Below are 23,915 nucleotides of genomic sequence, written 5' to 3' on the forward strand. Positions count from 1 at the left end.
TAACGCCTCTCACCGGTTATCGGCGATGGCATGTCATTGCTCGTAGAGGGTTCTCTGTCTGCGATTCAACATAGTCTGAACTCACAGCCTTGGAGATCCCGAACGCGTCTCTACACAGTGACAGGTCATTGTTGCGAAAGGACTTTTTCAACAGATACAAAAAAGGCCACTCTTTCGAGTAGCCTTTTTTGATGTTTGGTTGCGGGAGCCGGATTTGAACCGACGACCTTCGGGTTATGAGCCCGACGAGCTACCAGACTGCTCCATCCCGCGTCTGTGTGGCGGCATTCTATAGAGATACGCCTGTGTGTCAACTGTTAATCTGGAACCGGGTCAAATAAGTGTAAATAAGCGGCGAGCGGTCGCAGGGCAGACTTAAGCTTCGGAATCAGAACGATTTCTCCCTCTGGTAAGTATAGATGAGCACAAAACAGACGCGCACAAAAAAGGCCACTCTTTCGAGTAGCCTTTTTTGATGTTTGGTTGCGGGAGCCGGATTTGAACCGACGACCTTCGGGTTATGAGCCCGACGAGCTACCAGACTGCTCCATCCCGCGTCTGTGTGTCGGCATTCTACAGAGGATCGCCGGGCTGTCAACCTTCAATCCGGATAAAACCTGTTCTGGTTCAATCGCTTAGCTTGAAAGTACGGCGGTGTAATGGGCTACGAGTCAGGCGTGGCAAGGCTTTCAGCTCTATTGAAGGTGGGCTTTCGATTGAGAAAATAAATTCATCCATGACTTTTCCTACGAGCGAGGAAGAAGATTCAGACTACTGGTGCTATATACAGGTGTCAGTGAGATACTGCCGATCCGGCACCCCATGACTCCATTTCTTCACCATGAACACCGCTTCTATATGACCCAGCGAAAAATCATCCACGTCGATTGTGACTGCTTCTACGCTGCCATCGAGATGCGTGACGACCCGCGCCTGGCAGGTAAACCCCTGGCAGTGGGTGGTTCGGCGGATCGGCGCGGAGTGATCGCCACCTGCAACTATGAGGCGCGGGCCTATGGCGTGCGCTCGGCGATGTCTTCCGGGCATGCCCTGAAACTGTGCCCGGACTTGACCATCGTCAAGCCGCGCATGGACGCCTATAGAGAAGCGTCGAAGGAAATTCACACGATCTTTCGCGATTACACCGACCTGATCGAGCCACTTTCCCTCGACGAGGCTTACCTCGACGTGTCCGACTGTGCGCATTTCGGTGGCAGCGCCACGCGCATCGCCCAAGACATTCGCCGCCGAGTCTCCAATCAGTTGCACATCACGGTTTCGGCCGGCGTAGCGCCGAACAAGTTTCTGGCCAAGATCGCCAGTGACTGGAAGAAGCCCAACGGCTTGTTTGTCATTACGCCGGATCAAGTAGAAGACTTTGTCAGCGGTTTGCCCGTGAGCAAGCTGCATGGCGTGGGAAAAGTCACCGCGGACAAACTGAGCAAACTCGGCATTGTCGATTGCTCGCATCTGCGCGAGTGGGACAAGTTGGCGCTGGTGCGTGAGTTCGGCAGTTTTGGCGAGCGACTTTGGAGCCTGGCCCGTGGGATTGATGAGCGTTTGGTGCACAACGACAGCCGTCGGCAGTCGATCAGTGTTGAAAACACCTACGACGTGGACCTGCCCGATCTGGTGAGCTGCCTGGATAAATTACCCGAGCTGCTGGAAACACTGGCGGGCCGCATGGCGCGGATCGACAGCAGCTACCGGCCCGGCAAGCCGTTCGTCAAAGTGAAATTCCATGACTTTACCCAGACGACACTGGAACAGGCCGGGGCAGGGCGGGATTTGGGGAGTTATCAGTTGTTGCTGACCCAGGCGTTCAATCGCGGCGGGAAACCGGTGCGGTTGTTGGGGATTGGGGTCAGGCTGGAGGATTTGCGCGGTGGGTTTGAGCAGATGGAGTTGTTTGAGCGGTAGATTTTTGGTGAATCCAAGGGCCTCTTCGCGGGAAAGCCTCGCTCCTACGGATTTGTGTCATGCGCGGTACCGCGTTCAGCCCAATACTGTAGGAGCGAGGCTTGCCCGCGAAGCTTTTGCTTTTAGTTCGGCCCCGGATCCGCCACCAGTCGCCCGGCATCCTTGGTCAATGACTTGAGGAATTCGGTCTGCAACTCTGGATCATTGCGGGTCAGTTCGATCAGGCTTTGTTCCAGCTCACTGGCTTCTTCTTCCAGACCCAGTTCCGACAAGCGCTTGACCCGGTGTACCCACTGGCTCACTTCGTCGTCTTCGAGGTCGTCATAAATCAGGGCATGCGCTTCGAGCAGTTTGCCGCGCAAGCCACTGCTGACCGCCAGGGACGAATCGGTGTGCACATCGTCCTGACCGTCTTCGACACTGATCAGCAGTCGGCTCAAATGATTGATGTCATGTTCAGCGAACGGGCTGTCCAGCAGGTTAATGCGTAAAACACCGTTTTTGTCGGTGCTCAGCTCGAACGTTTCCTTGCCGGCCTTCACTACAACCGGACGCTCGCTCCAGGGCAGGCTCGAGTATTCGGTGCGTTTGTCGAGCTGGATTTCGTCGATGCCGGCCAGGTTCTGCTGCGCACGACCGTTGGACTGAGCGTTCATGAACGGGTTGAGCCCGGCAAAGCCGTAGCTCAGCCAATCCTTGGTGACGCTGTCCGGCAGGTTGCCGAGGGCGAACACGTTGACCACGTTGGCCCCGACACCGCCCACCACCGCCACCGCACCCAGCGGAATCTCGTAGACCTCGCGCCAGGGTTGGTAAGGCGTGTAGCGATCGTAGTGACGCGTGACTTCGAATTCGGTGACTTCGAACGTCTTCTGCTCGTGGATTTTCACCCGCCGTTGCGGCAGCTCAAGCACCTTGGGCTCACCGACATCGATCTGCAGGCTGTGATCGAGCAATTTGCGCTCGACGCGCTCCTCGTGCTCGCTGCGTTGCGACATGTGATTGGCACAGCCGCTGACCAGCAGGGTGCCGCACAGGGCGGCACCACCGAGGCCTAAGGTGTTTCGCTTGAACATGACTTCTCTATCTGGTGTCAGCGGCGGATACGGGCCTGGAGGAAAGACAGCACGTCAGCAACCGGCAGCGCTTGCGCTTCAGGTTCGGTACGGCTCTTGTATTCCAGATTGCCTTCGGCGAGGCCGCGGTCACTGACCACGATCCGGTGAGGAATGCCGATCAGCTCCATGTCCGCAAACTTGATGCCCGGGCTGGTTTTCTTGTCGCGATCGTCCAGCAATACTTCGAAGCCGGCTGCAGTCAGTTCTGCATACAGCTTGTCGGTGGCTTCGCGAACCTGTTCGGTTTCATAGCGCAGCGGTACGAGAGCGATCTGGAATGGAGCCAGCGTGTCGCTCCAGATGATTCCCTTGTCGTCGTTGCCCTGTTCGATGGCCGCAGCCACCACGCGGGAAACGCCGATGCCATAGCAACCCATTTCCAGGGTAACCGGCTTGCCGTTCTCGCCCAGCACTTCGCACTTCATCGCCTTGCTGTACTTGTTGCCCAGCTGGAAGATGTGTCCGACTTCGATGCCGCGCTTGATTTCCAGGGTGCCCTTGCCATCCGGGCTTGGGTCGCCGGCAACAACGTTGCGCAGGTCGGCAACGGTCGGAACCGGCAGATCGCGCTCCCAGTTCACGCCGAAGTAGTGCTTGTCGTCGATGTTCGCACCGATGCCGAAGTCGCTCATCAGCTCGACGGAACGGTCGATGATGATTGGCAGTGGCAGGTTCAGCGGGCCGAGGGAACCGGCACCGGCGCCAATGGCATCGCGCAGTTCGCTGTCGGAAGCCATGACCAGCGGGCTGGCAACGCCAGGCTGGTTGGAGGCTTTGATTTCGTTCAGCTCGTGGTCGCCACGGATGATCAGGGCAATCAGCTTGCCTTGTTCTTCCGCGTGAACCACGAGGGTCTTGATGGTCTTTTCGATCGGCAGGTTGAAGCCTTCGACCAGTTGCGCAATGGTCTTGGCGTTCGGTGTGTCGACCAGACGCAATTCTTCAGCCGGTGCGGCGCGAGAGGTTTCACGCGGTACAGCTTCGGCTTTCTCGATGTTTGCGGCGTAGTCGGAACCGTTGCTGAAGACGATATCGTCTTCACCGGATTCGGCCAGTACGTGGAACTCGTGGGAGCCGGCACCGCCGATGGAGCCGTTGTCGGCTTCTACGGGGCGGAATTTCAGGCCCAGACGGGTGAACACGTTGCAATACGCCTGGTGCATGCGGTCGTAGGTGACCTGCAGCGAAGGCTGATCCGCGTGGAAGGAGTAGGCGTCCTTCATGATGAACTCGCGACCGCGCATCAAACCGAAGCGTGGGCGGATTTCGTCACGGAACTTGGTCTGGATCTGGTACAGGTTGATCGGCAGCTGTTTGTAGCTGCTCAACTCGTTGCGCATCAGGTCGGTGATCACTTCTTCGTGAGTCGGGCCGGCGCAGAAGTCGCGACCGTGACGATCCTTGAAGCGCAGCAATTCAGGGCCGTACTCTTCCCAGCGGCCGGATTCCTGCCACAGCTCAGCCGGTTGGGTGCTCGGCATCAACACTTCGAGAGAGCCCGCGGCGTTCATTTCTTCACGAACGACGGCTTCGACCTTGCGCATCACTCGCAAGCCCATCGGCAGCCAGGTGTAGAGGCCCGAGGCGAGTTTGCGGATCATGCCGGCGCGCAGCATCAGCTGATGGCTGATGACGACCGCGTCGGAAGGCGTTTCTTTCTGTGTGGCGAGCAAAAATTGACTGGTGCGCATGGTTGGCCGTTGTCGGTTGCTGATGACGAGAAATGACGGAGCATTGTACGGGCGAGATCCGCTGGCGTACAGGCGTGCGGTCGGCGGTGTGGCAGGAGGGCGGGAATCGCTGCGCCCTCTGCGAAATGTCCTACGATTCTTCCGCGACCTGGGTCGGCACCGGTTCGGGTGTCGGCGTCGGGCCTGCACGGCGGCTCTCCTGAAACCAGTGCAGGGCGATCAGCAGCAGGGTTGGTACACCCAACAGCGCCGTGATCAGGAAGAAGTTGTGGTAACCGAATTTCTCCACCATGACCCCTGAATAGCCGCCGATCAGGCGTGGCAGCAGGAGCATGATCGAGCTGAGCAGGGCGTACTGGGTGGCCGAGAACTTGAGGTTGGTCAGGCTCGACAGGTACGCGACGAATGCCGACGTCGCGAGGCCCGAGCTGAAGTTGTCCAGGGAAATGGTCAGGATCAGCATGTTCAGGTTGGCGCCCATGTCGGCGAGCATCAGGAACAGCAGGTTGGTGCCGGCCGACGCAATGCCGCCGATCAGTAGAATCGGCAGGATGCCGAAACGCACGATCAGCAGGCCGCCCATGCCGGCACCGACCAGGGTCATGATCAGGCCGAAGATTTTGCTGACGCTGGCGATCTGATCCTTGGTGAAGCCCTGGTCGATGTAGAACACGTTGGCCATCACGCCCATAACCGTATCGGACATGCGGTAGGTGGCAATCAGCCCGAGCAACAGGAACGCCTGCCAGCGGTAACGCAGAATGAAGTCGTTGATCGGTGTCAGCACCGGCGCCAGACCACGGCGGCCGATGGCCGAAAGGCACATAAACGTGAGCGTGGTGTAGAGGATGGCCCGCAGGAAGGCGCGGTCTTCGAGCAGCAGGTCGAGCGGGCTCACGCCTTCGAACAGCACGCTGGCGAAATCGGTGTTGTAGAGCTGGGTGAACATGGCCGGCACGGACACCAGCAGCACGATCAGCACGAACACCGACATCAGTTGATGCATAAAGCTGTAGCGCCCGGCCTGAAGTTGAGTGCGCAGGGGTACGGGCGGTTCGCGCATGAACAGTGTGGTCAGCAGCGCCGGGACCATCAGGGCGCCAAACAGTATGTAGGTGCCGGCCCAGGCCGAATGCTTGTAGTTGAAACCGGTGGAGCCGAAGCCTTCAGCGAAGAACAGCGCGCCGGCCGTCGCCAGCAGGGCGGCGATCCGATAGCCGGACATATAGCTGGCAGCGAGCGCGGCCTGGCGAGTGTCGTCGGCGATTTCGAGGCGATAGGCGTCAACTGCGATGTCTTGCGTCGCCGAGGCGAAGGCGACGACCACCGCGATAGCGATCAGCCAAGACAAATGCTTTTGCGGATCGCAGAAGCCCATCCCGATCAGGCCGAGGATCACTAGCACCTGGGACAGCACCAGCCAGGAGCGTCGTCGACCGAGCTTGCCGAGAAATGGCAGGCGCCATTGGTCGAGCAGCGGGGACCAGACCCATTTAAAGGCATAGGCCAAACCGATCAGGCTTGCATAGCCGATGGTTTCGCGGGCCACACCGGCCTCACGCAGCCAGACGGAAAGCGTCGAAAACACCAGCATGTAGGGCAGGCCGGCGGCGAAACCAAGCAACAACAACACAAGCGTCGAGGGGCTGGCATAGGCGGCGAGCGCGGCGCGCCAGGTTTTACGGGGCATGGGCTGGAGTCTGCCTCAAGAATTACGGAAACAAAGCGCGCACTCTAACCGCTGTGCTCTACCGGGCGCCAGCCATGGCGCTGAATATCAACACGATTGTTCAGGATACTGACGCCTTCAGAGCGCAATCGCGCGCGCTGCTCATCACCTGAAGGACTACCCACAGGCAGACTGATCCGACCGCCGGCGCCGAGTACGCGGTGCCATGGCAATTTAGTGTCGCCGGGCAGTTGGCTCAATGTGCGGCCCACCCAGCGCGCGGCGCGGCCGAGTCCGGCCAGCTCGGCGAGTTGACCATAACTCACCACTTTGCCCTCGGGCACCTGCGCGAGGGTCAGGTAGAGCGCCGTGCGTCGGATTTGCGCCGCACTTTCGGTTTCAGCGGGTGAGTCGGTCACGTCCGTGGTTCCTGAGGAAGTTCGCATTACCGTCGGTAGAGTAAGTCCTGGATTAGCAATTGAGAAATGAACTCAATAGAAATAGTCGGGTCAGTCCTTGCTAGGGTCTTATTCTCAGGGATAATGCCGACTTTTTTTCGCAAACTTGAGCCTGTATTTGCTTATGGTGTCCAGATCCCTGCTGTGCCTCGCTGTCCTCAGCGCCTCCACGCCGTTGCTCGCTGATACCGTCTGGTTGAAGAACGGTGACAAATTGAGCGGCAAGATCACGCTGTTCGATGGCGGTAAATTGCTGATCCAGACCGAGTACGCCGGTGCGGTCCCGATCGACTGGAAACAGGTCAAGACCCTGGAAAGTGATCAGGAGTTGCTGGTCAAGCAGGATGCCTACACCGGCGAGAAGGCCAAGTCGCTGCATGCGGCAGACGACGGCAAGGTGACGCTGGAAAACAGCGAGGCGCCGAAGACGGTCGAGCTGGCCAGTATCCAGCAGATTCTCAAACCCAAGCCGGTGGTCGAAGACCTGGTGTGGAAAGGGAATATCGACGCGGCGCTGGATTACCAGCGGGCGGAAAAAGATACCGATGACTACGACATCGACTTCAAGACTACTGCGCGCCATGGCAAATGGCGGCATATCGCGGAAGGTGAGTACAACCGCGAATTCCAGGATGACGTGGTCACCACTGACAACTGGCGGGGTGAATACTCGCTCGACCGCTTCCTGACCGAGAAATGGTTCTGGCAGGGTCGTGCGGTCTATAAACGCGACAAGGTTGAAGACCTCTCCCGTCAGCGCACGGTCGGTACCGGTCCGGGTTACCAGTTCTGGGATAACGAGCTTGGCGCATTCTCCCTGGGCTCGCTGGTCAACCGCACGGACTATGAGTTCTCCGACGGCAGCAAGGAAAACTTCTATTCCCTGGCGATGAAGTGGGATTACAACCGCTACCTGATCGGCAAGAAGGTGGAGTTCTTCACGAACGGCGAAGTGGGCAAGCCGCTGTCGGGTGTGGCGGATTACGCGCTCGATGCCGAAATGGGCTTGCGCTACAAGGTGACCGAGTGGGCTTCGCTTAACCTGAAGGCCGAGCGAGACATCATCAGCGGCACCGACGATGCCGATCTGGACAAGACCCGCTACACCGCAGGATTCGGTGTAGCCTGGTAAGACGCAAAAAATCGCAGCCACTGGCTGCGATTTTTTTTCCTGCAAATCACACAGGCACAAAAAAGCCCCGCTTTTGAGGGCGGGGCTTTTTACTAAAGCAAGTACAAGTTAGATAACTTGAACTTCTTCAGCTTGCATGCCTTTCTGACCGCGGGTAGCGATGAAAGAAACCTGTTGGCCTTCTTTCAGGCTTTTGAAGCCGTCGGATTGGATAGCTTTGAAGTGAACGAACAGGTCGTCACCGGATTGTGGAGTGATGAAGCCGAAGCCTTTTTCATCGTTGAACCACTTAACGGTACCAGTTTGGCGATTAGACATGGTGTAACTCCTTGAACAAAGATAACTGCGACGCAGGAAGAACCCTGGCCGAGACTGAGTGCAAAGAGCAGGAAAAATTCTTGTAGATGGTTGGATCGAAATTCAACATATCGTGTAGAGATTCTCAGTGACACAAGCAGCACAGTGGCGCCACCTTAACCCTTTTTCCGGAACGTGCCAATCCTTCCGGCGAAGGTTTCTCTGTTTTCATGACTGACGGTGCATCGGATTACGACGAAGGCCCAGTTATCACGGGGGATCGGCGAGAATTGTGCCCCGGACTTTGAACCCGGAGCGCGCGCCCGGTAAGATGCCGGACAGAATTTTTCCACCTCGCTATTCAGGACACCCGCCATGAGCATCAAATCGGACAAGTGGATTCGCCGCATGGCGCAAGAGCACGGCATGATCGAGCCCTTCGTAGAGCGCCAGGTGCGCGGTGAAGGCGCCGAGCGCGTGATTTCCTACGGTGTTTCGAGCTATGGCTACGACGTACGCTGTGCCGACGAATTCAAAGTGTTCACCAACATCAATTCGGCGACCGTCGATCCGAAAAACTTCGATGAGAAGAGCTTTGTCGACGTCAAAAGCGACGTCTGTATCATCCCGCCAAACTCCTTCGCCCTGGCGCGCACCGTGGAGTTTTTCCGCATTCCGCGCAACGTGCTGACGATCTGCCTGGGTAAAAGCACCTACGCGCGTTGCGGCATTATCGTCAACGTGACGCCGCTTGAGCCCGAGTGGGAAGGCCACGTGACGTTGGAATTCTCCAACACCACCACCTTGCCGGCGAAGATCTACGCCAACGAAGGCGTGGCGCAGATGCTGTTCTTCGAATCCGACGAAGAGTGCGAAGTCTCCTACAAGGACCGTGGCGGCAAGTACCAGGGCCAGCTAGGCGTCACCCTTCCGCGCACCTGATCGATTCATCTGGCAGGTGGCGGGAATTCTTGAGCGGGTAGACACTCTATTGGGTGTACTGCCCGGTTCGCGCACAGCGGACCGGGCCATCGCTCAGGAGTGCTTTATGAAGATCGATCCGCGAATAAGTGCCGAACTGGCAAGGCTTGAGCCCAATCAGGTTGGCGTTTTGGCCTGGTCCTTGTTGGCACATCCAGCCGTCAGCATGGCAGGGGGCATCCCCGGCCAGCCTGATCCCGATACCCCCAACGAACAACCTACAGAGCCCGGTGAGCCTACCCTGCCGGATGAGCCGCCTCCCGCGCCTGTAGCCTGATTGCCAATCCGAAATTGAATGGCTTCTTGTAGGAGCGAAGCTTGCTCGCGAAGGCGGTGTGTCAGATAAGAATGTGTTGACTGACACACCGCCTTCGCGAGCAAGCTTCGCTCCTACAGGGTAAGGGGCAGAATTCAGCTGACTGGCCATATTTCGTTGTCACCGATGACAAAAATCCTGCAGCTGGCGTCCCGATCGACCTGATAACCGCCGGTAAACGCGCCAAACGCCGGTAGCAGGCTGATGTCCTCTCCCAGTCTGAAACACGCCAGTCGCAGACTCTGCCGACCCCTGCCATTCAGCCGATAGACCGGATGCACGTGCCCGGCGAGCACATGCCGCTGCGGATGCGCAGCGGGCTCATGTTGCAAGGCGAACGGTCCGAGCAACAACGGCTCAGGCACTACGCGAATGTTTAACGAGGCTGGCGGGTCCCCGGCGCGTTTGTCGTGGTTGCCACGAATCAGCGTCATCGGCAGATCAGGGTGGCGCGCTCGCCACTCAGCCAGTGCGCTTAACGTGCCGGTAGCATGGGAGCCCGGCCCGTGCAGGAAATCCCCGAGGAAAATCAGCTGGCGACAGGGCAGGGCGGCCAATAACCCCTCCAGCACGGCGATATTGCTGGCGGTGGTGCCATGGGGCACCGGCTGACCAAGGCTTCGATACGCTGCCGCTTTGCCAAAATGCACATCGGCGATCAGCAGGGCTTGTTGCGCCGGCCAGTAAATGGCTTTTTCCGGCAGCAGCCACAGTTCTTCGCCGGCCAGTCGCACGGGATAGGACGTACTCATCAGGTTTTCCCGGTTTCGGCGGTTTTCTCAAGGTCGGTTACCATGCGTCGGATACGGTCCGCGAGTTTTTCCGAACTCATGCTTTCCCGCATGCGCTCCACCAACAGTGGAAACCCCAACGGTGTAGGGCGTTTGATGTGATGCAGGTCCAATTTCAGCTGATTGATGCGCGCCAACGTCTGTTCCAGACGATGAATATCCAGTTCTTCCCGTAGGACTTCCTCCCCGGCCTGAGCCAGCAACAGGTTCCCGGCGTCGTACTGTTTGAACACTTCGAAGAACAGCCCGCTGGAAGCTTGAACCTGGCGTGTGCTTTTCGGTGCGCCGGGGTAGCCGGCAAACACCAGGCCGGCAATTCGTGCGATTTCCCGAAAGCGGCGCAGCGCGAGTTCCCCGGCATTCAAACTGGCGAGCACGTCTTTCAACAAATGCTCGGGGCTCAACAGTCCGGGGTTCAACACCTGCGACCAGTCCACGGAAGTGGCGCTGAGCAATTCCAGCCCGTAATCGTTGACCGCGATGGAAAACGTCAGCGCCTGCTGCTGGCTTACCCGCCACGCCAGCAAACTCGCCAGTCCCAGATGCACTTGGCGCCCGGCAAAGGGGTAAAGGAACAGGTGCCAGCCCTCGCGGGATTTCAGCGCTTCGGCCAGCAACGTACTGGAGGTTGGCAGCCCGGACCAGCGTTTTTGCACCTCCAGCAACGGACGCAGCGCCCGCATTTCCGGGCCGATGAACTCGCCTTGTTCCGCCGCACTGAAGCGCACGACCACCGCCTGTGCCAGTTCATTGGAAAGCGGCATCCGCCCGCCATTCCAGCGCGGCACCGCGGCTTTTTTCGCGGCGCTGCGTTTGACGTAAGCGGTCATGTTTTCCACCCGGACCAACTCCAGCAAGCGCCCCGCGAACAGAAAACCGTCGCCCGGTTTGAGTCGCGCAATAAACCCTTCCTCGACACTGCCCAGTTGCTTGCCGCCGCCACCCTTGCTCCAGAATTTCAGCTGAATGCTCGCATCGCTGACAATGGTGCCGATGCTCATGCGATGTCGCCGGGCCAGTCGCGCATCCGGTACGCACCAGACGTCATGCTCGTCTGGCTCGACTCGGCGATAATCCGGATAGGCTGTCAGGGAAAGCCCTCCGTTGCGTACGAAAGCCAAAGCCCAAGTCCAATCTTCCGCGCTGAGGTCTCGATAAGCCCAGGCGCCACGGACTTCTTCATACAACTCATCGGGCACAAACCCACCGCCCAACGCCATGCTGACCAAGTGCTGAACCAGCACATCCAGCGGTTTTTGCGGCGACTCGCGGGGCTCGATACGACGCTGCGCCACGGCGTCTTGAGCCGCCGCCGCTTCGATTAGCTCCAGACTGTGGGTCGGCACCAGCGTCACCCGTGACACACGCCCCGGCGCATGGCCGGAACGCCCGGCACGCTGCATCAGGCGCGCCACACCTTTGGCCGAACCGATTTGCAGCACCCGTTCCACCGGCAGGAAATCCACCCCAAGGTCCAGGCTTGAGGTGCAGACTACCGCTTTGAGCTGACCTTCCTTCAACGCTCGCTCGACCCAGTCGCGGGTGTCTCGTGACAGTGAGCTGTGATGCAAGGCGATCAGTCCGGCCCAATCGGGGCGTGCCTCCAGCAAGGCCTGATACCAGATCTCGGATTGCGCACGGGTATTGGTGAACACCAGGCTGCTGGGGCTGGAGTCTATTTCGGCGACGACTTGCGGCAACATCTTCAACCCGATGTGCCCGGCCCATGGAAATCGCTCGATGGCCGGCGGCAGCAAGGTGTCGACCCGCAGTTCCTTGGACGTCTGGCCTTGAACGCTGATGCCGCCTCCCTGTGGGATCAATACCTGTTCGGCATGGGGTTGATTACCCAGCGTCGCGGAAACGCCCCACACGATCAGATCCGGAATCCACCGGCGCAAACGGGCGAGGGCCAGTTGCAGCTGCACGCCGCGCTTATTGCCGAGCAGTTCGTGCCATTCGTCGACCACCACCATGCGCAAGGTCGACAGGGCTGTTTGCGCATCGGCACGGGCGAGCATCAGGGTGAGACTTTCGGGCGTGGTGATCAGTGTTGTTGGCAGGCGCCGGCTCTGTCGCGCACGTTCGCTGCTGCTGGTGTCGCCGGTGCGCAGGCCTACGCTCCACGGGATCTGCAGGTCGTGCAGCGGCGCTTCCAGGGCGCGAGCGGTGTCGGCGGCCAAGGCGCGCATGGGTGTTATCCACAGCACCGTCAGCGGTTCGGCCAGCGGTTTTCGTTTGCGAGGGGGGTCAACAGGAGCAATCGAGGTGGCGAAGCGATTGAGCGCGGCAAACCAGACCGCATAGGTTTTACCGGCACCCGTGCTGGCGTGCAGCAACCCGGACTCACCGCGTTTAACGGCCGTCCACACCTGCTTCTGAAAGGCGAATGGCTTCCAGTCGCGGGCGCTGAACCATTGTTTTGCGTAGTTGGGGGAGGTTCCCATGCCGGCGGTGTGCGCTCTGAAAGTCTTCTTTCAGTGACCGCGGCACGAGTGAACAAGTTTAATCGCAGTACTCCCGATCGACACCGCAACCCTTGTAGGAGCAAGCTTCGCTCCAACAGGGTTTGATGATTACTTGAGGTTACCGCTCAGGAACTGCTTCAAGCGCTCGCTCTTCGGATTGCCCAGCACGTCTTCCGGCGCGCCTTCTTCCTCGACCAGGCCCTGATGCAGAAACAACACCTGGCTCGACACCTTGCGGGCGAAGCTCATTTCGTGAGTCACCATGATCATGGTCCGGCCTTCTTCAGCCAGGCCCTGGATCACTCGGAGCACTTCACCCACCAGCTCCGGGTCGAGTGCCGAGGTCGGTTCGTCGAACAGCATGACTTCCGGTTCCATGGCCAAGGCGCGCGCAATCGCCACGCGTTGCTGCTGACCACCGGAAAGAAACGCGGGGTATTGATCCGCCACGCGCGCCGCCAGCCCGACCTTGTCGAGATAACGCCGCGCGCGGTCTTCGGCTTCCTCTTTGCTGCAACCCAGCACCCGGCGCGGCGCCATGGTGATGTTTTCCAGCACCGTCATGTGGCTCCACAAGTTGAAATGCTGGAACACCATGGCCAGGCGCGTGCGGATTTTTTGCAGTTCATCGGGGTTGGCCACGTGCATGCCGTGGCGATCCTTGACCATGCGGATGTTCTGGCCATCCAGGGTCATGGCGCCGTCGTTGGGTTGTTCAAGAAAGTTGATGCAGCGCAGAAAGGTACTTTTGCCCGAACCGCTGGCGCCGATCAGGCTGATGACATCGCCGGTGTTGGCCTTGAGTGAAACGCCTTTGAGCACATGATGATCGCCATAGCTTTTATGCAGGCCTTCAATGGTCAGTTTGTACATGGGGCATGCATCCTCAAGGCGAAAGTAGGTAGCCGCTGCGGTAGGCCTCGGTGCCCGCGACATGCGCGATCACCATGCCGGCAGTGGCCATGCGCCGCAGCGAGCGGGCGTACATCAACCCGGCGGCGGTGCAATGAATAGGGGTGACGCGATCAGCGATCGGGTCGATGATTTCGGCGATCAGTTGCCCGGCTTCGAGGTATTCCCCCGGCAGCGCGGTGAACACCAGCAGACCGCCCACCGGTGTCGACACCGGCTCGACGCCGGCCAACGGTGTGGCGGGGTAGGGCAGCTCGGGCAAAGGAGCCGGTTCGCCGACAATGGCGCCGAAGTGAATCAGGTAATCGATCAGCGCCTGGCAATCGAGGCTGGCCAACGGGTGATTGACGTCGCCCTGGCCGCGCAATTCGACGGTGACCGAGAGGCTGCCGAGCGGAATGTTGAACTGTTCGCCGAAGCGTTCTTTCAACTGCCACCAGAGCAGGGTGAAGCATTCATCGAACGACTGACCGCCCGAGTCGGTCGCCAGCAGGCTCGCTTCGGCGCCGATGTACCGCGCCAAAGGCTCGACCTGCGGCCAGGCTTCGGGTGTGGTGTAAAGGTGGGCGACCGCTTCGAAATCGCAGTGCAGGTCCAGCACCATGTCCGCATCGCAGGCCAGTCGTTGCAGGGTCAGGCGCTGGGATTGCAGTTGAGTGCTGGCGGTTTGCCGGGCCAGCGCATTGCGCAGAGTGGCGCGAATGGTCTCGAGGTTGCGCTGCGGGTCATCGCCCAGCTGGCCTTCGATCTCGTTGCCCACCGCTTCGCTCAAATCGACGAACCAGCGATTGAAGTTCTGCCCGCTTTCCAGCTCGTAGCGACCCAGCGGAACATCCATCAGCACCTGTTCCAGGCCAACGGGATTTGCCACCGGCACCAGCACGATTTCGCTGCGCAGGCGGCCGGCGGCTTCAAGTTCCGCCAGACGCTGCTTGAGGTGCCAGGCCACCAGCATGCCGGGCATTTCATCGGCGTGCAGGGACGACTGGATGTAGATTTTGCCTTTGGCCGCCGATGGGCCGAAATGGAAGCTGTGAATCTGTCGTGCAGTCCCCGGCAGCGGGGCCAACAGGTCGTGTGTTTGGTGGCGCATTTGCAAGTCCTAGTGGGTCGGCCCGAGGAAGGCCAGCCATCGGCGTTCAGCGAGGCGGAACAGGCCGACCAGCGCAAAGGTAATGGTCAGGTAAATCAGCGCGGCAATACCGAACGACTGGAAGGTCAGGAAGGTCGCCGAGTTGGCGTCCCGCGCGACTTTCAGGATGTCCGGGATGGTCGCGGTGAACGCCACGGTGGTCGAGTGCAGCATCAAAATCACTTCGTTGCTGTAATAAGGCAACGAGCGACGCAGGGCTGACGGCATGATCACGTAGGCATACAGCTTCCAGCCTGTCAGGCCGTAGGCCTTGGCCGCTTCGACTTCACCGTGAGCCATGCTGCGGATCGCCCCGGCAAAAATCTCCGTGGTGTAGGCGCAGGTGTTCAGGGCGAACGCCAGGATCGTGCAGTTCATCGCATCGCGGAAGAACGCATCCAGCACCGGTTGCGCACGCACGGCGGCCAGGCTGTAGATACCGGTGTAGCAAATCAGCAGCTGGATATACAGCGGCGTGCCGCGAAACAGGTAAGTGTAGAACTGCACCGGCCAGCGGACGTAGAAGTGCGGCGACACCCGGGCGATGGACAGCGGGATCGACACCAGGAAACCGATGACGATCGAGGCGGTCAGCAGCCACATGGTCATGGCCAGGCCGGTAATGTTGTAGCCGTCGGTGTAAAGGAAGGGTTTCCAGTACTCCTGCAAGAGTTCGATCATCGTACGGCCTCCCGGGAGCCGGCGGCGTAGCGGCGTTCGAGCCAGCGCAGGACGAAGTTGGAGGCGCTGGTGATGAGCAGGTAAATCAGCGCGGCAAGCACCAGGAAGTAAAACAGCTGATAGGTGCTTTTACCGGCGTCCTGGGCTGCCTTGACCAGGTCGGCCAGGCCGATGATCGAGACAAGTGCGGTCGCCTTGAGCATCACCATCCAGTTGTTCCCGATCCCCGGCAGGGCGAAACGCATCATTTGCGGGAACACCACGATTCGAAAACGCTGGCCGCGTTTAAGGCCATAAGCGGTAGCGGCTTCGACCTGACCCCGAGGCACCGAGAGAATCGCGCCACGGAAGGTTTCGGTGAAATACGCACCATAAATGAAGCCCAGGGTGATGACCCCGGCACTGAACGGGTTGATCTCGATGTATTCCCATTCCATGAAATCGGTAAACGACGTCAACCAGGTTTGCAGGCTGTAGAAAATCAGCAGCATCAGCACCAGGTCGGGTACGCCGCGGATCAGCGTGGTGTAGATCTGGGCCGGAACCCGCACCAGTTTGACTTTTGACAGTTTGGCTGTGGCGCCAAGCAGGCCGAGCAATACGGCCACCAGCAGCGACAATGCCGATAATTTGATGGTCATCCAGGTGCCTTCCATCAGCAACGGACCGAAGCCCTTGAGGCTGAAGGCTGAGAGCCCCAGATTTTGTAAGAGGTTTTCGAACATAAATCAGCAACCTGATCGGATAAAAAAAACGCCCATCGTGAGATGGGCGCCGCGCATTATTTGCCGCTGTACAGATTCAGATCGCCAAAGTGTTTCTTTTGAATGGTGGCGTAGGTGCCATCGTCGTGTAACGCTTTGATACCTTTATCCAAAAGTGCATTGAGGTCTTTGTTACCTTTAGAGATACCGATCGCTGTTTTGGCCGGCAGCAATTCGCTGTCAACCGGCTTGCTGACTTCGTAGCCCTCGCCCTTTGGCGACTTCAAAAAACCCAGTTCAGCTTGCAGCATGTCCTGGATCGCCGCGTCGAGACGGCCGGACATCAGGTCGGAATACACCTGATCCTGGTTCTGATAGGCCTGGGTTTTCACGCCTGCCTTGTCCAGAACAGCTTTGGCGTACGCTTCCTGGATGGTGCCTTGCTCGTAGCCGACGGTTTTGCCCTTCAGCGAAGCGACGTCTTCGGTCAAGCCAGATCCTTTCTTGAACACGTAGGCGGTTGGGCCGGAGAACAGCTCGCTGGAGAAGTCGATGACTTTTTCGCGAGCCGGGGTGACGGTCATCGAAGAGATCACACCGTCGAATTTATTGGCCTTCAGGCCCGGAATCATGCCGTCGAAATCGCTTTCGACCCATTTGCACTTGACCTTCAGCTCGGCGCAGATCGCGTTACCCAGATCGATGTCGAAGCCCACCAGGCTACCGTCAGCCGCTTTCGATTCAAACGGAGCGTAGGAAGGGTCAACGCCAAAACGCAGTTCTTTGTATTCTTTTGCCATGGCGGAACCAGCAGCCATGCACAACGCCAGTGCAGAAAGGGTCAGCAATGCTTTTTTCATTATTCAATCCCTAAGAACCAATATGAGCGCTTGTGGCGCAGAATTATTGTTACTGGAAAGCGTAAGACCTAATGAAAGTAGCAATTTCCGAACCAGTGTCCCGAACAAGCGTTTTAAAAGGTGATTCAAGAAATGGCAATCGGGGATTTGTGCACGAAAACGGGCGTCGGAAAATTGCTGCACCATCTTGGTTCGGAATGGCACAAATACCTAAGGGGATTTATCCCCGTTCGGCTGCGAAGCAGTCGTCAATTCGGCAAAACCGTTCAGTCTGAAATGACGCGCGGGCCGCTTCGCAGCCCAACGGGGATAAATCCCCTCGCCACAAAAGCCCCCTCCCACAAAGAGATTGGGGTTAGCCCAGCAAATCTTGCAGCGTTGCGAGGTTGTCAGCCTCTTCCACCGACTTGTCCTGTCGCCACCTCAACATCCTCGGAAACCGCACGGCAATCCCGCTCTTGTGGCGTTTCGACAGGGCGATGCCCTCAAAACCCAGCTCAAACACCAGGCTCGGTTTCACACTGCTCACCGGCCCGAATTTCTCCACCGTGGTTTTGCGCACAATACTGTCGACCTGGCGCATTTCTTCGTCGGTCAGCCCTGAATAGGCTTTGGCGAATGGCACCAGCGTTCGCTCGCTGGCGTCGGGCGGGCCGTCCCAGACCGCGAAGGTGTAATCACTGTAGAGATTCGCCCGGCGACCATGGCCGCGCTGCGCATAAATCAGCACCGCATCGACGCTGAAGGGGTCGACTTTCCATTTCCACCAGACGCCTATATCCTTGGTCCGACCGACGCCATACAGCGCATCCCGGGCCTTGAGCATCATGCCTTCGACGCCGAGGCTGCGGGAGGCTTCGCGTTGTCTGGCGAGGTCAAACCAGTCTTCGCCGGTGAGCACTGGTGAGGCGAGTAACACCGGGTTGTTGCAGGTCGTGACGAGCTGATCCAGTTGAGCGCGGCGCTTGGCCTGAAGCTGATTGCGCCAGTCCTCGCCTTGCCATTCCAGCAAGTCGTAGGCGAGCACCACCACCGGCACTTCTTCGAGAATTTTCTTGTCCAGGGTTTTACGGCCGATCCGCTGCTGCAACAGCGCGAACGGTAACACCGCGGGAGAGGCCGGCGATTGCGGGTCAAAGGCATCGTCGGTGTTTGGTCGTGTGGATTTCCAGGCGACGATTTCACCATCGATCACCGTCCCGTCAGGCAAGCCGTGCAACAGGCTGTCGAGTTCGGGAAAGCGCTCGGTTACCAGCTCTTCGCCGCGCGACCAGATCCACAACCGCCCGTCACGCTTGACCACCTGGGCGCGAATCCCATCCCACTTCCATTCCACTTGCCACTGGCTCGCCGGGCCGAGCACGTTTTCGAATTGCTCGACCGGTTGCGCCAAGGCATGGGCCAGGAAAAACGGGTAGGGCTGGCCACCGCGTTGGGCATGTTCGTCGGACGATTCGGCCGCGATCAATTTCAGATAACTGGCAGCGCTCGGACGATTGGACAGGTCGGTGTAACCGACCAACCGCTGGGCTACGCGTTTGCTGTCGATCCCGGCCATGGCCGCCAGGGCGCGCGTCACCAGGAGCTTGGAGACGCCGACGCGGAAACTGCCGGTAATGAGTTTGATGCAGAGCATCAGGCTATGGCGATCCAATTGCGCCCAGAGCGCGGGCAATCGCTCAGCGAGGACTTCCGGGGATTCACCGCGCAATGGCAGCAGTTTGTCTTCAATCCATACCGCTAGCCCGTCGGTGGAGCTGTGCAGGGCCTCGGGCAGGACCAGCGAAATGGTTTCCGCCATATCGCCGACCGCTTGGTAACTTTCTTCGAACAGCCAAGGCTGCAGGCCGGAAAACGTGACCGCCAGTTCGCGCAACACGCGTACCGGCACCAACTGACGAGGTCGCCCACCGGACAAAAAGTACACCGCCCACGCGGCGTCTTCGGGAGCAGCCTTGGCAAAGTAGGACTGCATGGCGGCCAGTTTGGCGTTGCTTGACGTGGTGGCGTCGAGTTCGGCGTACAGCTCGGCGAAGGCCTTCATGGCGTCACCTCGGCGCTGTCGGTTTCGACGGCGGCGTTGTCTTCCTCATCGTCGCCGTATTCTGTGCTGAAACCCATGGCATCAAGGCCCTGTTCGCGCAGATGACGCACCAACACCCCGACCGAGCCGTGGGTGACCATCACCCGCTGAGCGCCGGTCTGTTCGATGGCCCAGAGCAGGCCCGGCCAGTCGGCGTGGTCGGACAGGACAAAGCCACGGTCCACACCGCGTCTGCGCCGCGTACCGCGCAAACGCATCCAGCCGCTGGCGAAGCCGTCGCTGTAATCGCCAAAGCGGCGCATCCAGGTGCTGGCGCCGGCCGATGGCGGCGCGATGACCAGCGCCTTGCGCATCATCGGGTCGCTCTTTTGCACGTCGCCGGCATAGATCGTCGGCGGAATGTAAACGCCGCTCTCGCGATACACCCGGTTCAACGGTTCCACCGCGCCATGCACCAAAATGGGGCCGAGGCTGGCGTTGATACCGTGGAGAATTCGCTGGGCCTTGCCGAAGGAATAGCAAAAAAGCACGCTGGTTTTGTCGGCGGCGGCATTGGCCTGCCACCACTGATTGATCTCGGCAAAGATCTGCGCCTGGGGTTGCCAGCGGTAAATCGGCAGGCCAAAAGTCGACTCAGTGATAAAGGTATGGCACCGCACCGGTTCGAATGGCGCGCAGGTGCCGTCGGGTTCGATCTTGTAATCCCCCGAGGCAACCCAGACTTCGCCGTCGTATTCCAGGCGCACCTGGGCGGAGCCCAAGACATGGCCGGCGGGGTGAAAACTCAGGGTGACGCCGTGGTGCTGCAAGCGCTCGCCATAGGGCAGGGTTTGCAGGTTGATGACCTGTCCCAATCGCGCACGCAAAATCCCTTCGCCTGGGGCCGCCGCCAGATAATACTGGTTGCCGGTGCGGGCATGGTCGCCGTGAGCGTGAGTGATGACTGAACGCTCGACCGGCCGCCACGGGTCGATATAGAAATCGCCGACGGGGCAGTACAAACCTTCAGGGCGCGCGATAACAAGATCCATGTTGTTACCAAAATGGGGGGACTTGTTAGCTATGAGGTTTGCGCGAAGGCAGAAGTTCTATTGATTTTTTGAAGCTTGACGATTGTTCCCACGCTCCGCGTGGTAACGCCTCAAGGGACGCTCCGCGTCCAGTGACGCGGAGCGTCACGGGCTGCATTCCCACGCAGAGCGTGGGAACGATCAGTACGGGTGAAATATTTCCCCGTGTGGGAGCGGCGGTGACTCTTATTTGCCAGGTGTAAGGGTCAACCGCGTCTTCCCGTACACCTTGTCAAAGTTCTGCGGTTGCATCGGCAAACTCATGTATTGCCCCTTCAGCCATGGATCAATGCTGTCGAGATAATTCGGGCTCGCCGGGTTGCCGGACTGTCCAGTGCTGTTCTGCCCCATCAACGGTTCCGCCTGGCTGAAATCAACGATAAAGCGCATGGCCGGCGCCAGCGTGGTGTTGAAGTCCTGGCCCCAGGTGAACGCCGCGGTGTTCAGCGTGGTGTGATCGCCCCCCGCCGCCAATGGACCGCGCACGGTCTGGCCGCTGGCATTCTTCCATTCATAGCGGTGCAGTTTGCCCCACTGCCAGGCCTTGTGATCACCACCCAATTGGCTGTCACCGGCGCTGATCGCCGCTGCCAGGCTGCGGGCGAGGATCGCAGGCTTGTCTTCTTTCTGCGGCGTGCGCGCGTCATCCCAGAACGGACTGTCTTCACGGCCCAGCAGGTGGTCGGCCTGAGCCGCGTAGGACAACTTGCCGTTGGCGATAAAGGCTTTCCACGCCGGGCTGCTTTCCGGGCCCAGTTCATCGAGGAAAATCTGTTGGGTGCTTTCCTGCAAGAACAGCTCGTAGATCGCCGCATCCGCAGAGGTCGGGCCGAGTTTGCCGTCGAACGCCATCAAGCGGGTGTAGGCCTCGCGAGCCTTGCCGCGATCGGCAACCGGCACCGCTTCGATGGCCTGTTTGAGCGGCTGGGACATGCCCGGTGCTTCAAACATTTTCTTCAGCTTGGCGGCGAACGTCGTGGTCTGGTCGTATTGCATCGCGATCACGCTGCGCGTGTCGTGTTTGCCCACACTTGCCAGTTCGGCCAGGCGTTCGCCACGTTCCGGCGCTGACCAGGAGTTGGACAGTTGCATGCCGTAGCCATGGGGAATGACCCGCTGGTTGGCGGTGCCGAGCCAGCCTTGGGCCGGATCCTGGTCATAGGGATGGAGCATCGGGTCGGCGTAACCGTCCCAATCGTAGCGACCTTCCCAGCCCGGCGACGGCATCAGGCCTTCACCTTCGCGACGGTTCGGGTAGCGACCGGTGACTTGCCAGCCGATGTTGCTGGCGTCGGCAAATACCAGGTTCAGCGCAATGGCGCGGATTTCACGGCTGGCGTCCGAGGCTTTCTCGACGGTCTGGGCACGGGACAGGTCGAAAAACGCGTCCAGTGTCTTGTCGTCGGTGAAGTTTGGCGTCTGCAAGGCCAGGCCGAACCCATTGGCCAGCGTCGTGCCTTGGGCACTGTTGAGCAGCGGGCCGTGACGGGTTTCGTACACCACTTCGCGAATCGGCCGCTGGCCTTTGACGAAGTAGGTCTCGTTGCGCACGATCACCGGCTGCCATTTGCCGCTGACTTCATACGTGAGGCCGTTGCCCTGGCGTTTGATTTTTTCCAGGAACAAGTCTTGGTTGTCGCCCATGACCGAGGTCATGCTCCACGCCACCTTGCCGTTGAAACCGCCGAGCACCATGGGCAAACCGGCGATCGTCACGCCTGAGGCCTGGTATTTCGGCGCGCGAATCTGCACGTAGCTGAACAACGACGGCACGCCCAACGGGCCATGGCTGTCGCTGGCCAGCAGGCTTTTGCCACTGCGGCTGCGTTGCGGGCCGATGGCCCAGTTGTTCGACGAGGTGGCGCCCAACAGATTCAGGTCGGACAGTTGCCCGGTGGCTTTGCTGATGTCGGCCAGGCCCGGGATTGCTCCATTGAGCTTGATGCCCTGAAGTTTTTCGGCTTCGCCCAGCGGCAGTTTTTCGTCGGGAGCGGACGGCGTCAGCCACCCGAGTTTGTCGGTGGTGACGGTCTGGGCCAGCATCAGCGCGGCGATTTCTTCCGGCAGGTTGGCGGACTGGCTGAAGTTCAGCAGGCAGAAAATCAGCGCCGAATCTTCCGGCTTCCAGTATTCAGGCTTGTAACCGGTGGCCACGAGGTCGGCCGGCAGCTTGTCGCGGAAGCGGAACAGGTAGGCGTTGACGCCGCGCGCATAGACTTCGAAGAAGCGTTTGAGGCGCGGCGAAGACGCTTTGTACAGCTCGCCGGCGCTTTTCTTCAGGTTGACGGCGCGCATGTAACGGTCAGCGTCCAGCAGGTCCGAACCGGACATCTCCGACAACCGGCCCTGGGCAAGCAGGCGCAGAGTGACCATTTGCGTGATGCGGTCGCTGGCGTGGACGTAACCGAGGGCGAACAGGGCGTCGTGGAAGCTGTTGCTTTCGATCAGCGGCATGCCCATGGCATTGCGGCGCACCGAAACGTTCTGCGCCAGGCCCTTGAGCGGCTGTACGCCGGTGGTCGGCGGGAGGGTGTCCTGGGTGTTCCAGGTCTGACAACCGGTCAGGCTCAAAACACCGGCCACTGCTGCGGCAACGCCGAACCGGGGAAGAAAATGTGTATGGGCTGGCGAGGCCATGGCAAAGCTCCTGCGGGGGTAGAGGCGCAATAAAGGCGCTACGTTAGAGAGCAGGAGGAGGGCGCGCAAGCGGGGTATCAGGTTATTTCCGGATTTGTCCGATAAACCACAACTCTAGATCGTAATACTGTTCACATAAGCGCGGGCACCCACATTTGTGGCGAGGGGATTTATCCCCGTTGGGGCGCGAAGCGGCACCCAGAATCCATTTACAGACCGAGTTGTCCGTATTCACGACTGCCTCGCAGCCGAACGGGGCGGTGCGACGTTTCGCTAAATCCCCTCGCCACAGGTCATGCGTCGTTTTCAGGGTTTTGGGGGGTTGACCTTGGCCGCCAGGGCATAGGCCTTTACGGTCGCCGGACGGTTCTGGATGTGGGTGAACCAGCGCAGCACGTTAGGGAAGTCTTCCAGGTTCTGGCTCTGCCACTTGTGGGAAACGATCCACGGGTAAATCGCCATGTCGGCAATGCTGTATTCGCTGCCGGCGACGAAGTCTTTATCGGCTAGCTGTTTGTCGAGCACTCCGTACAGGCGGGCCGTTTCATCGATATAGCGCTTGATCGCGTAAGGAATTTTCTCCGGTGCAAACTGGCTGAAGTGATGATTTTGCCCGGCCATCGGCCCCAGACCGCCCATCTGCCAGAACAACCATTGCAGCGCTTGCTGGCGACCGCGCAGGTCTTTGGGCAGGAACTTGCCAGTCTTCTCCGCCAGGTACAGCAAAATCGCCCCCGACTCGAACACCGACAGCGGTTCACCGCCATCGATTGGCTCATTGTCGACGATGGCCGGGATTCTGTTGTTTGGGGAGATTTTCAGAAAGTGCGGCTGGAACTGCTCGTTCTGACTGATGTTGATCGGGTGCACGTTGTACGGCAGGCCGGCTTCTTCCAGGAAAATCGAGATTTTGTGGCCGTTGGGGGTGGTCCAGTAATACAGGTCGATCATGAGTACTCCACATCAAGAGACGTCGTAGGGTCGGACAGCGACCGCGGGCATCAGGTCGTCCTGTTTGCATTCGATGGCTTGCC

The 23,915-nt window shown here is 59.4% G+C and carries 20 protein-coding genes and 2 tRNA genes; 4 read left to right on the forward strand and 18 right to left on the reverse strand.

Annotation, left to right across the window (positions count from 1 at the left end; genetic code table 11):
* Positions 1–196: 196 nt before the first annotated feature.
* Together EYC95_RS04090 and EYC95_RS04095 are read right to left on the reverse strand one after the other, a co-directional pair.
* Positions 197–273 (reverse strand) — tRNA-Met (locus EYC95_RS04090).
* Between the two features lie 207 nt (positions 274–480).
* Positions 481–557 (reverse strand) — tRNA-Met (locus EYC95_RS04095).
* A 301-nt stretch (positions 558–858) separates the two neighbouring features.
* On the opposite strand from EYC95_RS04095, the gene dinB reads away from it, so the two are divergent.
* Positions 859–1,920 carry a DNA polymerase IV gene (dinB, locus tag EYC95_RS04100; protein ID WP_131059341.1) on the forward strand — a complete coding sequence of 354 codons (1,062 nt, stop codon included), beginning with the start codon at positions 859–861 and terminating at the stop codon, positions 1,918–1,920.
* A gap of 122 nt (positions 1,921–2,042) precedes the next feature.
* On the opposite strand, the gene EYC95_RS04105 is transcribed toward dinB, so the two are convergent.
* From EYC95_RS04105 to EYC95_RS04120, 4 genes are all read right to left on the reverse strand, one after another.
* Positions 2,043–2,996 (reverse strand): hypothetical protein, encoded by a 954-nt coding sequence (locus EYC95_RS04105; protein WP_131059220.1) that lies wholly within the window; start codon positions 2,994–2,996, stop codon positions 2,043–2,045.
* Positions 2,997–3,013: 17 nt separating this feature from the next.
* Positions 3,014–4,729 carry a proline--tRNA ligase gene (locus EYC95_RS04110; protein ID WP_131059221.1) on the reverse strand — a complete coding sequence of 572 codons (1,716 nt, stop codon included), beginning with the start codon at positions 4,727–4,729 and terminating at the stop codon, positions 3,014–3,016.
* Positions 4,730–4,859: 130 nt separating this feature from the next.
* Positions 4,860–6,419 (reverse strand): AmpG family muropeptide MFS transporter, encoded by a 1,560-nt coding sequence (locus tag EYC95_RS04115; protein WP_131059222.1) that lies wholly within the window; start codon positions 6,417–6,419, stop codon positions 4,860–4,862.
* A gap of 44 nt (positions 6,420–6,463) precedes the next feature.
* Complete coding sequence (locus tag EYC95_RS04120; protein ID WP_371928402.1) at positions 6,464–6,844, reverse strand: MGMT family protein; 381 nt, start codon at positions 6,842–6,844, stop codon at positions 6,464–6,466.
* A gap of 136 nt (positions 6,845–6,980) precedes the next feature.
* On the opposite strand from EYC95_RS04120, the gene EYC95_RS04125 reads away from it, so the two are divergent.
* Positions 6,981–7,988 (forward strand): DUF481 domain-containing protein, encoded by a 1,008-nt coding sequence (locus EYC95_RS04125; protein ID WP_131059224.1) that lies wholly within the window; start codon positions 6,981–6,983, stop codon positions 7,986–7,988.
* A gap of 108 nt (positions 7,989–8,096) precedes the next feature.
* Here the strand turns inward: EYC95_RS04125 and EYC95_RS04130 are convergent, their stop codons facing one another.
* Positions 8,097–8,306: a cold-shock protein gene (locus tag EYC95_RS04130; RefSeq protein ID WP_002554837.1), complete on the reverse strand. Its 210-nt coding sequence runs from the start codon at positions 8,304–8,306 to the stop codon at positions 8,097–8,099.
* A gap of 354 nt (positions 8,307–8,660) precedes the next feature.
* On the opposite strand from EYC95_RS04130, the gene dcd reads away from it, so the two are divergent.
* Together dcd and EYC95_RS04140 are read left to right on the forward strand one after the other, a co-directional pair.
* Positions 8,661–9,227, forward strand: a complete 567-nt coding sequence (dcd, locus tag EYC95_RS04135) for a dCTP deaminase (RefSeq protein ID WP_007947207.1) — start codon at positions 8,661–8,663, stop codon at positions 9,225–9,227.
* A gap of 106 nt (positions 9,228–9,333) precedes the next feature.
* Positions 9,334–9,543 carry a hypothetical protein gene (locus tag EYC95_RS04140; RefSeq protein WP_131059225.1) on the forward strand — a complete coding sequence of 70 codons (210 nt, stop codon included), beginning with the start codon at positions 9,334–9,336 and terminating at the stop codon, positions 9,541–9,543.
* A gap of 134 nt (positions 9,544–9,677) precedes the next feature.
* Here the strand turns inward: EYC95_RS04140 and pdeM are convergent, their stop codons facing one another.
* The 11 genes from pdeM to EYC95_RS04200 all read right to left on the reverse strand — a co-directional run bounded on the left by pdeM (position 9,678) and on the right by EYC95_RS04200 (position 23,832).
* The gene (gene pdeM / locus EYC95_RS04145; RefSeq protein ID WP_131059226.1) at positions 9,678–10,334 is read right to left on the reverse strand and encodes a ligase-associated DNA damage response endonuclease PdeM; all 657 of its coding nucleotides are present in this window, start codon (positions 10,332–10,334) and stop codon (positions 9,678–9,680) included.
* The gene (locus tag EYC95_RS04150) at positions 10,334–12,820 is read right to left on the reverse strand and encodes a ligase-associated DNA damage response DEXH box helicase (RefSeq protein WP_131059227.1); all 2,487 of its coding nucleotides are present in this window, start codon (positions 12,818–12,820) and stop codon (positions 10,334–10,336) included. Before EYC95_RS04150 ends, pdeM begins: the two co-directional genes overlap by 1 nt.
* A gap of 129 nt (positions 12,821–12,949) precedes the next feature.
* Positions 12,950–13,714 (reverse strand): ABC transporter ATP-binding protein, encoded by a 765-nt coding sequence (locus EYC95_RS04155; RefSeq protein WP_131059228.1) that lies wholly within the window; start codon positions 13,712–13,714, stop codon positions 12,950–12,952.
* A gap of 13 nt (positions 13,715–13,727) precedes the next feature.
* The gene (locus tag EYC95_RS04160) at positions 13,728–14,846 is read right to left on the reverse strand and encodes a succinylglutamate desuccinylase/aspartoacylase family protein (protein ID WP_131059229.1); all 1,119 of its coding nucleotides are present in this window, start codon (positions 14,844–14,846) and stop codon (positions 13,728–13,730) included.
* Positions 14,847–14,855: 9 nt separating this feature from the next.
* Positions 14,856–15,566 (reverse strand): ABC transporter permease, encoded by a 711-nt coding sequence (locus EYC95_RS04165; protein ID WP_131059230.1) that lies wholly within the window; start codon positions 15,564–15,566, stop codon positions 14,856–14,858.
* Positions 15,563–16,291 carry an ABC transporter permease gene (locus tag EYC95_RS04170; RefSeq protein WP_131059231.1) on the reverse strand — a complete coding sequence of 243 codons (729 nt, stop codon included), beginning with the start codon at positions 16,289–16,291 and terminating at the stop codon, positions 15,563–15,565. The genes EYC95_RS04165 and EYC95_RS04170 overlap by 4 nt, the downstream gene beginning before the upstream one ends.
* A 56-nt stretch (positions 16,292–16,347) precedes the next feature.
* Positions 16,348–17,130: a transporter substrate-binding domain-containing protein gene (locus tag EYC95_RS04175; protein WP_131059232.1), complete on the reverse strand. Its 783-nt coding sequence runs from the start codon at positions 17,128–17,130 to the stop codon at positions 16,348–16,350.
* Positions 17,131–17,485: 355 nt separating this feature from the next.
* A complete protein-coding gene (locus EYC95_RS04180; protein WP_131059233.1) occupies positions 17,486–19,174 on the reverse strand; it encodes an ATP-dependent DNA ligase in 1,689 nt (562 codons plus the stop codon).
* Complete coding sequence (locus EYC95_RS04185) at positions 19,171–20,205, reverse strand: ligase-associated DNA damage response exonuclease (protein WP_131059234.1); 1,035 nt, start codon at positions 20,203–20,205, stop codon at positions 19,171–19,173. The genes EYC95_RS04180 and EYC95_RS04185 overlap by 4 nt, the downstream gene beginning before the upstream one ends.
* Positions 20,206–20,430: 225 nt before the next feature.
* On the reverse strand, positions 20,431–22,881 hold the full coding sequence (locus EYC95_RS04195) for a penicillin acylase family protein (protein ID WP_131059236.1): 2,451 nt from the start codon (positions 22,879–22,881) through the stop codon (positions 20,431–20,433).
* Positions 22,882–23,187: 306 nt separating this feature from the next.
* The gene (locus EYC95_RS04200) at positions 23,188–23,832 is read right to left on the reverse strand and encodes a glutathione binding-like protein (protein WP_131059237.1); all 645 of its coding nucleotides are present in this window, start codon (positions 23,830–23,832) and stop codon (positions 23,188–23,190) included.
* Between the last annotated feature and the right edge of the window lie 83 nt (positions 23,833–23,915).

It is taken from the genome of Pseudomonas sp. BGI-2 (genome assembly GCF_004310295.1).
GTDB lineage: Bacteria > Pseudomonadota > Gammaproteobacteria > Pseudomonadales > Pseudomonadaceae > Aquipseudomonas.

Excerpts from the sequence above, each read along its gene's own strand:
- EYC95_RS04165 (WP_131059230.1), bottom strand. The coding sequence starts at position 15,566 with ATGATCGAACTCTTGCAGGAGTACTGGAAACCCTTCCTTTACACCGAC.
- EYC95_RS04150 (WP_131059227.1), bottom strand. The coding sequence starts at position 12,820 with ATGGGAACCTCCCCCAACTACGCAAAACAATGGTTCAGCGCCCGCGAC.
- EYC95_RS04175 (WP_131059232.1), bottom strand. The coding sequence starts at position 17,130 with ATGAAAAAAGCATTGCTGACCCTTTCTGCACTGGCGTTGTGCATGGCT.
- EYC95_RS04195 (WP_131059236.1), bottom strand. The coding sequence starts at position 22,881 with ATGGCCTCGCCAGCCCATACACATTTTCTTCCCCGGTTCGGCGTTGCC.
- dinB (WP_131059341.1), top strand. The coding sequence starts at position 859 with ATGACCCAGCGAAAAATCATCCACGTCGATTGTGACTGCTTCTACGCT.
- EYC95_RS04125 (WP_131059224.1), top strand. The coding sequence starts at position 6,981 with ATGGTGTCCAGATCCCTGCTGTGCCTCGCTGTCCTCAGCGCCTCCACG.
- EYC95_RS04155 (WP_131059228.1), bottom strand. The coding sequence starts at position 13,714 with ATGTACAAACTGACCATTGAAGGCCTGCATAAAAGCTATGGCGATCAT.
- EYC95_RS04105 (WP_131059220.1), bottom strand. The coding sequence starts at position 2,996 with ATGTTCAAGCGAAACACCTTAGGCCTCGGTGGTGCCGCCCTGTGCGGC.
- EYC95_RS04200 (WP_131059237.1), bottom strand. The coding sequence starts at position 23,832 with ATGATCGACCTGTATTACTGGACCACCCCCAACGGCCACAAAATCTCG.
- EYC95_RS04140 (WP_131059225.1), top strand. The coding sequence starts at position 9,334 with ATGAAGATCGATCCGCGAATAAGTGCCGAACTGGCAAGGCTTGAGCCC.
- EYC95_RS04160 (WP_131059229.1), bottom strand. The coding sequence starts at position 14,846 with ATGCGCCACCAAACACACGACCTGTTGGCCCCGCTGCCGGGGACTGCA.
- EYC95_RS04185 (WP_131059234.1), bottom strand. The coding sequence starts at position 20,205 with ATGGATCTTGTTATCGCGCGCCCTGAAGGTTTGTACTGCCCCGTCGGC.
- pdeM (WP_131059226.1), bottom strand. The coding sequence starts at position 10,334 with ATGAGTACGTCCTATCCCGTGCGACTGGCCGGCGAAGAACTGTGGCTG.
- EYC95_RS04130 (WP_002554837.1), bottom strand. The coding sequence starts at position 8,306 with ATGTCTAATCGCCAAACTGGTACCGTTAAGTGGTTCAACGATGAAAAA.
- EYC95_RS04110 (WP_131059221.1), bottom strand. The coding sequence starts at position 4,729 with ATGCGCACCAGTCAATTTTTGCTCGCCACACAGAAAGAAACGCCTTCC.
- EYC95_RS04170 (WP_131059231.1), bottom strand. The coding sequence starts at position 16,291 with ATGTTCGAAAACCTCTTACAAAATCTGGGGCTCTCAGCCTTCAGCCTC.
- dcd (WP_007947207.1), top strand. The coding sequence starts at position 8,661 with ATGAGCATCAAATCGGACAAGTGGATTCGCCGCATGGCGCAAGAGCAC.
- EYC95_RS04120 (WP_371928402.1), bottom strand. The coding sequence starts at position 6,844 with ATGCGAACTTCCTCAGGAACCACGGACGTGACCGACTCACCCGCTGAA.
- EYC95_RS04115 (WP_131059222.1), bottom strand. The coding sequence starts at position 6,419 with ATGCCCCGTAAAACCTGGCGCGCCGCGCTCGCCGCCTATGCCAGCCCC.
- EYC95_RS04180 (WP_131059233.1), bottom strand. The coding sequence starts at position 19,174 with ATGAAGGCCTTCGCCGAGCTGTACGCCGAACTCGACGCCACCACGTCA.